Origin of the sequence: Meiothermus cerbereus DSM 11376 (genome assembly GCF_000620065.1) — a bacterium.
Lineage (GTDB): Bacteria > Deinococcota > Deinococci > Deinococcales > Thermaceae > Meiothermus > Meiothermus cerbereus.
The window spans coordinates 1-12,041 of sequence record NZ_JHVI01000042.1 but is presented as its reverse complement, the minus strand read 5'-3'; the positions used below and the strand labels follow the sequence as shown (position 1 = coordinate 12,041).

At 60.9% G+C, this 12,041-nt stretch carries 15 protein-coding genes; 10 read left to right on the top strand and 5 right to left on the bottom strand.

The genetic code is table 11. The features are described from left to right. The first annotated feature begins 203 nt into the window (after positions 1-203). A complete protein-coding gene (locus tag Q355_RS0112785) occupies positions 204-452 on the top strand; it encodes an AbrB/MazE/SpoVT family DNA-binding domain-containing protein (RefSeq protein WP_027878141.1) in 249 nt (82 codons plus the stop codon). Further along, positions 452-892: a type II toxin-antitoxin system VapC family toxin gene (locus Q355_RS0112780; protein ID WP_027878140.1), complete on the top strand. Its 441-nt coding sequence runs from the start codon at positions 452-454 to the stop codon at positions 890-892. The genes Q355_RS0112785 and Q355_RS0112780 overlap by 1 nt, the downstream gene beginning before the upstream one ends. Positions 893-958: 66 nt before the next feature. On the opposite strand, the gene Q355_RS0112775 is transcribed toward Q355_RS0112780, so the two are convergent. Both Q355_RS0112775 and Q355_RS16255 read right to left on the bottom strand, forming a co-directional pair. Next, complete coding sequence (locus Q355_RS0112775; RefSeq protein WP_036259505.1) at positions 959-2,722, bottom strand: acyl-CoA dehydrogenase family protein; 1,764 nt, start codon at positions 2,720-2,722, stop codon at positions 959-961. A 116-nt stretch (positions 2,723-2,838) separates the two neighbouring features. After that, positions 2,839-2,991, bottom strand: coding sequence for a hypothetical protein (locus Q355_RS16255; protein ID WP_156941927.1), 153 nt, complete (start codon positions 2,989-2,991; stop codon positions 2,839-2,841). A gap of 323 nt (positions 2,992-3,314) precedes the next feature. On the opposite strand from Q355_RS16255, the gene Q355_RS0112765 reads away from it, so the two are divergent. From Q355_RS0112765 to Q355_RS0112740, 6 genes are all read left to right on the top strand, one after another. Further along, positions 3,315-3,875, top strand: a complete 561-nt coding sequence (locus Q355_RS0112765; RefSeq protein WP_027878137.1) for an HDIG domain-containing metalloprotein — start codon at positions 3,315-3,317, stop codon at positions 3,873-3,875. Between the two features lie 51 nt (positions 3,876-3,926). Then, complete coding sequence (locus tag Q355_RS0112760; RefSeq protein WP_027878136.1) at positions 3,927-5,819, top strand: DUF2207 domain-containing protein; 1,893 nt, start codon at positions 3,927-3,929, stop codon at positions 5,817-5,819. A 23-nt stretch (positions 5,820-5,842) separates the two neighbouring features. Then, on the top strand, positions 5,843-6,385 hold the full coding sequence (locus Q355_RS0112755; protein ID WP_027878135.1) for a LemA family protein: 543 nt from the start codon (positions 5,843-5,845) through the stop codon (positions 6,383-6,385). A gap of 215 nt (positions 6,386-6,600) precedes the next feature. After that, positions 6,601-6,855, top strand: coding sequence for a DUF433 domain-containing protein (locus Q355_RS0112750; protein WP_027878134.1), 255 nt, complete (start codon positions 6,601-6,603; stop codon positions 6,853-6,855). Between the two features lie 83 nt (positions 6,856-6,938). Further along, on the top strand, positions 6,939-7,289 hold the full coding sequence (locus Q355_RS0112745) for a DUF5615 family PIN-like protein (RefSeq protein ID WP_027878133.1): 351 nt from the start codon (positions 6,939-6,941) through the stop codon (positions 7,287-7,289). Continuing rightward, positions 7,286-8,137: a hydroxymethylglutaryl-CoA lyase gene (locus tag Q355_RS0112740; RefSeq protein WP_027878132.1), complete on the top strand. Its 852-nt coding sequence runs from the start codon at positions 7,286-7,288 to the stop codon at positions 8,135-8,137. The genes Q355_RS0112745 and Q355_RS0112740 overlap by 4 nt, the downstream gene beginning before the upstream one ends. On the opposite strand, the gene Q355_RS0112735 is transcribed toward Q355_RS0112740, so the two are convergent. From Q355_RS0112735 to Q355_RS0112725, 3 genes are all read right to left on the bottom strand, one after another. After that, positions 8,134-8,448, bottom strand: a complete 315-nt coding sequence (locus Q355_RS0112735; protein ID WP_027878131.1) for an FUN14 domain-containing protein — start codon at positions 8,446-8,448, stop codon at positions 8,134-8,136. The genes Q355_RS0112740 and Q355_RS0112735 overlap by 4 nt on opposite strands. 36 nt (positions 8,449-8,484) lie before the next feature. Next, positions 8,485-9,333: an SDR family oxidoreductase gene (locus Q355_RS0112730; RefSeq protein WP_027878130.1), complete on the bottom strand. Its 849-nt coding sequence runs from the start codon at positions 9,331-9,333 to the stop codon at positions 8,485-8,487. Between the two features lie 138 nt (positions 9,334-9,471). Further along, positions 9,472-10,644 carry a thiolase family protein gene (locus Q355_RS0112725; RefSeq protein ID WP_027878129.1) on the bottom strand — a complete coding sequence of 391 codons (1,173 nt, stop codon included), beginning with the start codon at positions 10,642-10,644 and terminating at the stop codon, positions 9,472-9,474. A 203-nt stretch (positions 10,645-10,847) separates the two neighbouring features. Between Q355_RS0112725 and ispF the strand changes: the two genes are divergently transcribed. Beyond that, on the top strand, positions 10,848-11,333 hold the full coding sequence (ispF, locus tag Q355_RS0112720; RefSeq protein WP_027878128.1) for a 2-C-methyl-D-erythritol 2,4-cyclodiphosphate synthase: 486 nt from the start codon (positions 10,848-10,850) through the stop codon (positions 11,331-11,333). A 16-nt stretch (positions 11,334-11,349) separates the two neighbouring features. After that, on the top strand, positions 11,350-11,970 hold the full coding sequence (locus Q355_RS0112715) for a trimeric intracellular cation channel family protein (RefSeq protein ID WP_084496131.1): 621 nt from the start codon (positions 11,350-11,352) through the stop codon (positions 11,968-11,970). Positions 11,971-12,041 lie beyond the last annotated feature (71 nt).

Below are 12,041 nucleotides of genomic sequence, written 5' to 3'. Positions count from 1 at the left end.
ATCGGTGCCCGCATGAAACGCTCGGGGATGCAGTGGAGTCGCCCTGGGGCTTCGCGCACAGCAGCCCACCGCGCCCAGCTATGTAGTTCCCATCCGCTGGTGGCCTTCGAGGCCCTGAGGTGGAGGGCTTTCCCTGTACGGAATTGCTGAGATGCACCCGTGCGACCATTCCGATTTGGCAAAAAAGTGCTAAAATTGCCAATGTGGAAACCACCTTGGACAAGTTTGGGCGAGTTCTGATTCCCAAAAAGCTACGCGAGCACCTGGGCCTCGAGCCACACGACGTGCTGGAAGTGGCGCTCGAGGGCGGCAAGCTGACCCTGTTGCCCCGGCGCACCCCACCCCCTGTGCGCCGCAAGGGACGTGTTCTGGTGGTGGAGAGCGAGAGCGTTGGCGACCTGAAGCAGACCCTGGCCCGCGTACGGGAAGAGCGCCTGGACCAGGTCACTTGATGAAGCTGCTCTTTGACACCTCGAGCCTGGTGGCCGCCTTTGTGCAGTCTCACCCCGCCCACGCCGCGGCCTGGCGCTGGCTACAAGAGACCCTGGAAGGCGCGCATCATGGCGTGGTAGCCGCCCATACCTTAGCTGAGTTGTATGCGGTGCTGACCCGATTACCCCTACGTCCATCTATACCGCCCAGCACGGCCCGAACGCTCATCGAGGAGAACCTTGGGGGGTTCCAAGCCGTCGCCCTGAGCTATAGCGATTACCACACGGTGTTGCGACGGCTGGAAAAGCTCAATCTAACTGGCGGAGCCGTGTACGATGCCCTTATCGCCCAGGCGGCGCTCAGAGCCAGGGTCCATCACCTGATCACCCTCAACCCTGTGCACTTCAACCGGTTGGGTCCGGATGTGGAAGCCCTGGTGCTGGTGCCCGGAGAGCAGTAAAGCTTTGCGTACCTCGACCCAACAAAAAAAGGGCGCAACGGGTGCGCCCTTAGAAAACCGACCCGTTCAGGCTTTGGGCTGGGGGTAACCGCCCGCCTCGAGCACCTTCTGCGCGATGCGGCGGCGCACCTCTACCAGGTCGGCGGGGTCGTGCTTGGTGAGGCGGCGGGCCGCCGAGGCCATCAGGCGCATCTCGTCGCCCTCGGCCAGGCGCGGCAGAATCGAGAGCGCGGCAGCCTGGGCCCGGTCGAGGGCCTGGTACAGGTAGAGGGCGGCCATATCGGCATACACCCCACCGCCCAGTTTGCGGGCCCGCAGCAGGGCGCTCTCGGCGGCAAAGATGTCGATAAGGATGTCGGCAGCCACCGCCAGCACTTCCTGCTCTTCTTCAATCTGCTTGCCATACTTGAGGGCAGCCAGACCCAGCACCGCCAGGGCTAGCTTTTTGAGGCCCTCGAGCTGGGCCATCTCCTTGTCTTCGGGCTCCTCGAAGGAAGGCTCCAGCAGCTCCTTTTGCAGCTTCATGGCCGCATCGAAGAGGGGCAGTTCGCCCTTCATGGCCCGGCGCAGCAGCATGCCGGGAATCAGCAGGCGGTTAATTTCGTTGGTGCCCTCGAAGATGCGGTTGATGCGGCTGTCGCGGTAGGCCCGCTCAATCTCGTACTCGGCGGAGTAGCCGTAGCCACCATGAATCTGTACGCCTTCGTCTACCACGTAGTCCAGCACTTCGGAGCCCAGCACCTTGATGATGCTGGCCTCAATGGCATACTCCTCGATGCCGGCCAAAACCGCCTCGGCAGCGTTGGCTTTATCCAGGCTGCTCAGGGCCTGGTCAATCATGCCCATGGTGCGGTAGACCGCGCTCTCGCCCACAAAAATGCGCGAAGCCATCTCGGCCAGCTTTTGCTTAATCAGGCCAAAGTTAGCAATGGGCTGGCCAAAGGCCACGCGCTCCTGGGCGTACTTGGCCGAGAGTTCCAGCGCCCCCTTGGCCCCACCGATGGCGCCCGCGCCCAGCTTGTAGCGCCCCACGTTGAGCACGTTGAAGGCAATCTTGTGCCCCTTACCCAGCTCGCCCAGCACGTTCTCGACCGGCACCTTCACGTCTTCTAAAAAGACCTGGCGGGTGCTGGAAGCCTTGATGCCCATCTTCTTCTCTTCGCCGCCCAGGCGCAGGCCGGGGGTGTCACGTTCGACCAGGAAGGCGGTCAGGCCCTCTGGGGTCTTGGCAAAGACGGTAAAGAGGTGGGCAAAACCGGCATTGGAGATCCACATCTTGGTGCCGTTCAGGATGTAGTACTTGCCATCCGCCGAGAGCTCGGCGCGGGTCTTGGCCCCCATGGCGTCGGAGCCGGACTGGGGCTCGGTCAGGCAGTAGGCGGCAATGAGCTCCCCCGAGACCAGCTTGGCTAGGTATTTGTCTTTTTGTTCCTTGGTGCCCCAGTACACCAGCGGCAGCAGGCCAATGCTGGTCTGCACCCCGTAGGTCACGCTAAAGCCGCCCGTTCCGGCCAGGGCTTCGGCAATCACGGTGCTTACGGTTTTGGGCAGGTCGAGGCCGCCGTACTCCTCGCCCACCTCCACCCCCAAGAGCCCCAGCTCTCCGGATTTTCTGAGCAAGGGAATGTTGTGCTCGAGCGCCCCATGCTCCATGGCTTCGGCCACCGGACGGTACTCTTTCTCCACGAACTGCCGCACGGTCTCCTGGATCATGCGGGTGGTGTCGTCGAAGTCCTCCGGGGTGAAGATCTGCTCGGGTTTGTCCAGGAGCCAGCCGCCGCCTTTGTTAGAGAGTTTTCTGTCTGCAATCACCGCTAACCTCCGCACCATTCTTTGACTCGTTACAAACTTATACCGAGTCAAAGTTTAGCGTCAACTTCAGCCATCGTCAATCGGCCATAACACAAACCCATAGCCTGTAAAGCCCGGCTGTAATTTGGCAGATGTTAGCGGCCTGCCGTGAGGGTAAATCGCCGGTCTTCCTCGGCGATGAGCCGCTCACCCTGCCAAAGCTGCCAGCGCAGCGGGTAGGAGCCCAGCGCTACCGGGGGCAGTTCAAAGCGGTACAGCACTTCCAGCCAGGTGGTATAGCGCAGCACCTCAAAGCCCCGTGTATCACGCTCGAGCCGGCCACAGCTCAACCTATAGCGGGCCTGTTCCAGCCCTACCCCAAAACCTGGGGGGCTACCAGAAGAACGATGTGCACGTCGGCTGGCTTTTCATCCCCTTCCCTGCCCCGACAGCTACCCACCGGGTCGGGGAAAGGGGGGGAGGGCCAAAAAGGCAGGCTAGCTCGAGGGTGATCAAAAACCCAAATGTCCCGGCTGGCCTACGGACTACAGCCGCCTATCCCACTGCAAACCCGGTTAGGCATCACTTCAGCCCTTGACCCTACAGCCTTAGTTCCCCAGAATGGGCACATATGGCCATTTACATGGTGTATGAAGACGCGCTGGCCCTCATGAAGCGCTTCACCCCTTCGGAAAGCTTGCAAAGGCACATGATGGCAGTCGAGACGGCCATGCGGGCTTATGCCAGGAAATACGGCGAGCCCGAGGAAAAGTGGGCCATTACAGGTGTTCTGCACGATTTTGACTATGAGCAATTTCCTGAGGAACACCCCTACAAAGGGGTGCAGATGTTGCGCGAGATGGGCTACCCGGAGGAGGTAATCGAGGCCATTTTGGGCCACGTGGATGTACCCGAGTACCCCCGCCACTCCCTGATGGCCAGGGCACTGTTTGCCGTGGACGAGCTGGTGGGCCTGATTACGGCTGCAGTTTACGTGCGTCCCGACAAGAGCATCCACAGCCTCGAGCTCGCCAGCCTCAAGAAAAAGTTTAAGGATAAAGCCTTTGCCGCCCGGGTAGACCGCGACGGCATTGTACGGGGAGCGCAGGAGCTTGGGGTAGACCTCGACGAACACATGGCTTTTGTGCTCGAGGCCCTGAAAGCTGACGCTAAGCGGCTGGGGCTGGCATGAACACCTGGCGTACGTTTCCCGTTGGAGCAAGGCTTGAGGTAGGTTGATAGGGTGAACCTCGTGCGCTTTGGGTTGGCAACGCTGGTTTTTCTGGCGCTAGCCTGGGGAAAGAGCTACTCCCTCGAGCACGTCGAGCAGGACGTGTACCTACAGGCCGATGGGCTGGTGCGGGTGGTTGACGTGCGCACCTGGCGCTTCGATGGCGCCTTCCGCGAGGTCTTCCTGGAGATTGACCCCCGCCAAGGTGGAGCGGTGCGCTTCGAGGAGGCCCGCGCCTTAGACGATGGTCGGCCCATCCGGTACGAAGTACAGGGCAATCGCATCAGCCTTACCGCCGGCCCCCCCGACCCCTCGGGCAACCTGCCGGTACTGGCCGAAAACCAAAGCCGCACCTTCCGTATCAGCTACACCCTCAGCAACGAGGTTACCGTAGCCAGCGATGCGGCCATCTTCGACCGACAGGTGCTCGAGCCCGAACACGCCGCGGTGGACAGCTACCTGCTACGGATTCATGCCCCAAGGCCTTTGGAGCTGTTCCGGGTATTTATCTTCACCGGACGTGGACGTATTGGTAGCCTCGAGTTCGACCCAAGCAAACAGGTGGCTACCGTGCAGTTGGCCCCCGTCAGTCAGAACGAGTTTGTGCGAGCCCGGGTCATCCTGGACACCAGGGCCTTTGCCTTCCGCAGCCTTGACGAACCCCGCCTCCAGCAGTGGTTGCAAGAAACCGAGGAAGAAACCCAGCGCTTCCGCGAGCGCTCCCGACAGCTGATTGAAAACCAGCAGGTTCCCGGCTGGGCCTGGGTGCTGGCGGCAGGCCCACTGTTGTTGCTTTTGGTGCTCTTTGGCTTTTTCCTGCGGGCCTACTTGCGCTATGGACGCGAGCCCCACACCGAGGAGGTAGGCCGCTACTACCGCGAACCTGCCGAGGAAATTCCGCCAGGCCTGGTGCCTTACGTGCTGACCCAGGCCGATCCCGGTCAGAGCATGTTGGGCCGTATGATCTCGGCCACCCTGCTGGATTTTGCCCGGCGAGGCTCAGTCGAACTCATCCAGCAGCAAAACCAGAGCTTATTTGGCCTTTTTAAAGGCAGCGAGACCCACTTTAAGCTGGTGGCTCCCCCAGCAAACGCTACGGAGTTGGAAATGGAAGTTTGGAACTTGCTACGGGCAGCCGCAGGCCCGGATGGCGTGCTCCGGCCCGATGAACTAAAGACATACTTCCAGCAGCACCCCGGCCTCCTGAGCAGCATGAGCCGCCGCCCCAGGGCCATCTACGAAGCCACCTACGGCAGGCTGCTCGACCCTAAGAGCAGCCAGGCCGCCATGCGCTGGGGCGGGTGGCTGGTGGGGCTGGGGTTTTTGTTCTTCCTGTTCACTTTTACCGCCGGCCCCTACCTGCTGGACACCCAGGGCGGAGCCCTATGGGTAGGGGTACTGATGGTCAGCGGGGTGCTGGCGGGCATCGGCTTTATGACCCTGGGTTTTCTGGCCTTTGGGGCGCTGAACCGCTGGAGGCCGGAGAAACTGCTAAATGCCAGGCGCTGGCAGGCCTACCGCAACTTTCTCGCCGACTTCTCCCAGATGGAATCGGCCCCCGCCGAGCACTTCAAAATGTGGGACTATCACTTTGTGTACGCAGCAGCCCTGGGCGTGGCCGAGCGCTACCTGCGAAACCTGCGCCAGGTAGCCCAGCGGCGGCCCGAGGTAGTGGCGGTTCCCCGCTGGGTTCCTGGGCAGAGCCTGGGCCAGGCCGGGTCGGTGATGGCCTCTGGCGACATGCTGCAGCAAATCAGCCAGATGACGGGGGGTCTGGCCCAGATTGCCCGCAACCTGGAAAGCCTCGAGCGGGCCCTCAAGCCCTCTGGTGGCTCCGGCGGCGGCTTTGGGGGCAGTTCCAGCGGGGGTTCTTCCGGTGGTGGCGGCTCGAGTGGGGCCCGATAATAGGGTACAAGGAGGCATAAAGTATGGAAATCCTGTTGATTCTGGTTTTGCTGATTGTGGCACTGTTCATCTTCTACTACAACCGCATCATCACCCTGGAAAATCGTGTGAACAACGCATTTTCTCAGGTGGATGTGCAGCTCAAGCGGCGCAACGACCTCATTCCCAACCTGGTCAATACCGTCAAGGGCTACGCTGCACACGAGACCGGGGTGTTCGACCGGGTAACCCAGGCCCGTGAGCGGATGCTCTCTGCTGGAAGCATCGAAGAAAAATCGGCGGCCTCCAACCAGCTCACCCAGGCCTTGCGCAGCGTTTTTGCTATCGCTGAGGCCTATCCTGAACTCAAGGCCGACGCCAATTTCCGGGAGTTGCAGGGGCAGCTCGAGGAAACCGAAAACAAGATTGCCTATGCCCGCCAGTTCTTCAACGACACCGTGCTGGACTTCAACAACACCGTAACCACCATCCCCGGTGTATTCATCGCCCAGCTAATGAGCAAGAAGCCCAAGCCCTTCTTCGAGACCGACGAGGCCACCCGTCAGGTGCCCGGCGTGAATTTCTAGCTGCGCTCTGGTCAAAGGCTCAACTTTTGCGCGTTTGGGCTCTGGCCGACAGCATAATTTGGAGCACGGGGCCAATCACAGCAGGACTCGCCAGCAGAAAAAAACGCTATGATGAATCATGCAGCCCACAGAGCAAATCCGGTTTCCCAGTAGGGCTGCAAGGTGTCTTTGGGTTGGTTCCGCCGCCGATAAGGCCGCCTCGAGGGAGGTTAACTATGAAGCTGGGCGCAAAGGTTCGCAGCGAACTCCTCTCCCGCATCCGCTCCAGCCCCGACGTTCTGCGCGGCAGGCCCCGCCTAAGAGGAACCCGCATCGCCGTGCATATGGTTTTGGAGGCCCTGGCCTCGCAGATGTCCATCGAAGAGGTGCTCGTACAGTGGCCCGAGCTGACCCGCCAGGACATCCAGGCGGCCTTGCTGTATGGGGCCCGCGCCACCAACTACGAGTGGATCTCGCTGGAGGAGGGGTAATGGCTTGGTTTTTTTGCAGGGGCCCTCACCTGAAGGAGCCCCTGCGTTCTGTTGGTTTTGACCTGCGGTAAGCTCGAGGCTTCATGCGGATTCTACTAGACGAGAACATCCCCCAGCGGGTCTTGTGGTGGCTCATTGGCGAGGGCCACGATGTAACCACGGTGCGGGAAGTGGGCCTCACGGGGCGCTCCGACCAGGTTTTGTATACCTATGCCGAACGCCACAACTATGTGCTGGTCACACTCGACCTGGACTTCTCCGACCCCGTGCGCTTTCCTCTCAGTTTTCCGCGCATCGTGCTGCGCCCCGGCGTAATAGACCCCGAGCTGATGCGCGAAATCCTGCGCGATGTGTTCCGTCAGGGCTTTCCGCTGTGGGGCGAGCTGTATGTGGTGCAGCCAGAGGGCCTGGCTCGATATAGTGAGGAACTGTGAAGTGGGTGGAGTGTCCGCGGGATTCCTGGCAAGGATTTGCCCGGTTCATCCCGACTGAAGAAAAAGTGGGCTATCTACTGGCGCTGCTCGAGGCCGGTTTTCATAGCCTCGACATCACCAGCTTCGTCTCGCCCAGATGGGTGCCCCAGCACGCCGATGCCGAGGCGGTGCTGGCGGCCCTGCCCGCCCCGGAGGGGCGCGAGTACCTGGCCATCATCGGGAATCCGAAGGGCCTCGAGCGGGCCCGACAAGCCGCCCACCTGACCACGGTGGGCTACCCCTTTTCCATTAGCGATACCTTCCAGCGCAAAAACCTCAACCTGGGGATCGAGGAGTCCTGGCCGGTGCTGGAGCAGCTTATCTCTGAGGCCCAGGGGCTCAGGTTCGTGGTCTACCTCTCGATGGCCTTTGGCAACCCCTACGGCGATGCCTGGATACCCGACCTAACTGCGGCGTTTGTAGAGCGCCTGCGGCAGCTGCCCGGGCTTTCCGGCATCGTCCTGGCCGACACCTATGGGGTGGCCTCGTCCAAGACCATCGCCCAGACCCTTGAAGCCGTGGCCCAGGCGGGGGGATTGGACGAGCGCCTCGGCCTGCACCTGCACAGCCGCCCAGAACAAACCCTGGATAAGGTACAGGTGGCCCTGGAGTTTGGGGTGGGTTGGCTCGAGGGGGCCCTGGGGGGCATCGGCGGCTGTCCCTTTGCGGGCGATGACCTGGTGGGCAACCTGGCCACCGAGCAGGTGCTGCCTTACCTGGCGCAACAAAAGCACAACCCAGGGGTTAGGCTTGAACGGCTGCCGGAGCTCTCGAGCCAGGCCCTGTTGCTCCGCTCCAAGTACGCCTAGCCCCGCCGCAGGCCCAGCAAGAGGCCCGCCACAAAGGCCCCCCCAAAGGGCAGGTTGGTGGTGAGCACCCGCACCAGCGCGTCCCAGGCATTTTTGATCTGCTCCTGCTGCAACAAAGGCTCCACATCGCGCTGGATGCGCGTCCAGTCCACGTTGATATAGCCCATTGAGGCCAGCACCTGCACCACCACAAAAATCAGGCCCAGGATGATGGCCACCCAGCGGCCCACGGTTTTGATGGCGTAGCCAACGGCAAAACCGGCCAGCCCCCCAAAGGTGAGCTGGCCGATATAAGGTTGAATCAGCTCCACGGTTCTATTTTGCCATGCCAAAACCCAATTGCGGGGTCAACCTTTTTTACGCATGGCCTCGAGCATATCCCACTGCTCTTTGGTCACCGCGTCCAGTACGTTAAACTCCCCGGCGTTCCAGACCGTCTCGCCCCCATCAATGGTAATGATGTCGCCGGTGATAAAACCCGCATAGTCCGAGATTAGGTAGGCGGCCAGGTTGGCCAGTTCAATGTGCTGGCCCACCCGTCCCAGGGGAATCTTCTTCTCGAACATCTGGGCAATCTCCGGGGTGGGCATCAGGCGCGTCCAGGCTCCCTCGGTGGGGAAAGGCCCCGGTGCGATGGCGTTGAGGCGGATGCCATACTTGCCCCACTCCGCCGCCAGCGATTTGGTCAGGGTCACCACCCCGGCCTTGGCCGTCGCCGACGGCACCACGTAGCCCGAGCCGGACTGGGCATAGGTGGTGGCGATGTTGAGCATGGTGCCCTTTTGCCCCTTTGCAATCCAGCGCTTGCCCACTTCCAGCGTGCAGTACACTGTACCGTGCAAAACGATATTAAGCACCGCGTCGAAGGCCCTGTAAGACAGGCGTTCTGTAGGCGAGATGAAGTTACCTGCTGCGTTGTTGATGAGCACATCGATCCGGCCAAAATGGGCCTCGACAGCGTCCACCATGGCCCGTACAGCCTCGGGGTCGCGCACGTCTACCGGCGTGGCAAAAACCTCTCCTCCGGTCTGCTGCATCATTTCTTGGGCAGCCTGAGCAATGGTTTCGACCCGGCGGCTAGTAATGGCCACCTTGGCCCCCAGCTCCAGAAAACGCGTGCTCATCGAGCGCCCAAGGCCCGTGCCGCCCCCTGTAACCAACACCACTTTGTCTTTTAATAACCCAGGTTCAAACATACGCGCTCCGTTGGTCTTGTTCAATTGAAAAGTTGATAAGGTGGGATATCTACCGGGCTGGGCGTCTAGCGGCAGCCTTCCAGTCGCAATACCCCACGCTATCTTCTTGCTTGATTAGGCGATTGGGCCCAGGGCATCTTAGCCCTGGGGATACACCTCAAACACCCCAGCCGCGCCCATGCCACCACCAATGCACATAGTCACCAGACCCAGCCCGCCCCCACGCTTGCCGAGCTCGTGAATCAGCTGGGTGGTGAGCTTGGCCCCGGTTGCGCCCAGGGGATGCCCCAAGGCGATGGCACCACCGTTGACGTTTACCTTTTCGGGGTTCATCTGCAGCTCGCCCATGACCGCCAGCACCTGGGCGGCAAAGGCCTCATTGAACTCAATTAGCTTCAGGTCGTCCAGGGTAATACCGGCTTTGGCCAGAGCTTTGGGAACCGCTTTGATAGGCCCCACACCCATAATGTCTGGTTCCACCCCAGCCGTGGCAAACGAAATAAACCGGGCCAGCGGCTTCAGGCCCAGCTCCTTAGCCTTTTCTGCGCTCATCACCAACACGGCCGCTGCCCCGTCGGAGTAGGGGGAGGCATTGCCTGCCGTTACGCTGCCCCCTTCCTTGAAGGCAGGTTTGAGTTTGGCCAGGCGCTCGAGGCTGGTATCAGCACGAGGAAGCTCATCTTTGCTGAATAGGGTCTCCTCTACTTGTTTTTTGCTGCCCTTCCAGTGCACCTTTTTTACCGGGATGGGCACAATTTGCTCGTCAAAAGCACCCCGGGCCTGGGCCTCGAGGGCTTTCTGGTGGCTGCGCAGAGCCCAGGCATCCTGTTCCGCGCGGCTAATGCCCCAGCGCTCCGCCACCCGCTCGGCGGTAAAGCCCATGCCGATATAGGCCTCGGTCAGCTCGGGATGTAGCTGGGTATGGTAGCCCGACATGGGCACCTGGCTCATCATCTCTACGCCGCCAGCCAGCACCACCTCGTTCATGCCCGAGATAATGGCCTGGGCTGCGTAAGCTATACTTTGCAGGCCCGAGGAACAAAAGCGGTTGATGGTGGCTGCCGAAACCTCCACCGGAAACCCAGCCCGCAGCATCGAGAGCCGGGCTACGTTCAAGCCCTGGCTGGCCTCGGGCATGGCGCAACCCCACTGGATGTCCTCGATGATGGCCGGGTTTGCTCCAGCCTTTTCCACCGCGGCTTTCATTACCTGAGCCGAGAGGTCTATGGGGTGAACGGTGGCCAGGGAACCATCACTTTTGCCGCGCCCAACGGCGCTACGTACCGCACTGACGATAACTGCTTCCTTCATGGTTGCTCCTAAAAGTTATACTGAGTCAAAGTTTATTGCAAAGTGGTTCTGGCTTCAAGCCCAAGCGGACAGAACCCTGGGGTTCAGGCATCCGCGGGACTCCTCAGCAGTCTGTAACAGCATGCACGTGTAGCGCCTTGCTACCGGCCTCACACAGACAATAGGATATTTACGTGGCAGAGAAGCCTTCTACCTGGTCACAACTGCTCATTGGCTATGGCGAAGACGCCCACCGCTTAGGTGAGGGGCGCGAACTGTGGCTGGGAGGTGTCCGAATCGAGAGCGAGCGCGGCGCCATTGCCCATTCCGATGGAGATGTTCTTTTGCACGCCATCTCCGATGCTTTGCTCTCGGCTTTTGCCCTCGGCGACATCGGCAGCTATTTTCCCGATTATGACCCCAAGTGGAAGGGCCTGGAAAGTCGGGTAATCCTCGAGGTGGTCTTGCAAAAGGTGCGGGACAGCGGTTATCGGCTGGGCCAGCTTTCGGCAGTGGTGGTGCTCGACCGGCCCAAACTGGGGCCCCACCGCGCGGCCATTCAGCAACACCTGGCCCTTCTGACCGGCCTGCCGGAAAAGCGGGTGGGTCTGACCTTCAAGACCTCTGAAGGCCTGGCCCCCGACCATGCCCAGTGCCGGGCGATGGTCTACCTCGAGCCCCTCCCGGAAAAGCAGGGCGACAACAGCTAGCGCCGCCCCTCAAGCTATGCAGCACTGGCAGTTGCTCGACCTTCTAGCCTGGGCTGGCCTTTTGGCTTTTGGGGTATCGGGCGCCCTGGTAGCTGTGCAAAAGCGCTTCGACCTGGTGGGCATTATCGTACTAACCGGGGTTACGGCGATTGGCGGGGGGGCCATCCGGGATGTGCTGGTGGGTTCACTACCCGCAGGGTCGCTGCGAAATGAGCCGGTGTTGTGGTTGGTGTTTTTGGTGGCCCTGCTGGTATGGCGGTTTAGTCATCGGCTGGGACGGCTCGAGCGCCTCATCTACTACCTGGACACCATTGGGCTGGGGCTGTTTGCCGCGCTGGGGGCCGAGCGAGCCCTGACTTTTGGCCTGGGGTTTTGGGGCTGCGTTTTCGTGGGCACTGTTTCGGGGGTGGGGGGTGGGGTTTTGCGCGATGTGCTGGCGGGGGAAATTCCCGGCATTTTCTATCGCAACCGCGACCTCTACGCCTCGGCGGCCAGCGGAGGTGCAGCGCTGGTTTTCCTGATCTACACATTTATACCTGCTTACTCAGCCCTGGCAGTAGTGCTGGGAGCCCTGGTTACTATTGCATTGCGCCTATCAAGCCGCTGGTTGGGCCTACAACTCCCTACGGCAAGATAAAGGGCTCTGAGCTTGATCAAAAGAAGGGGTGCATCTCTAAAAATCCGTATGCCAGAATAAGGCATGAAAGA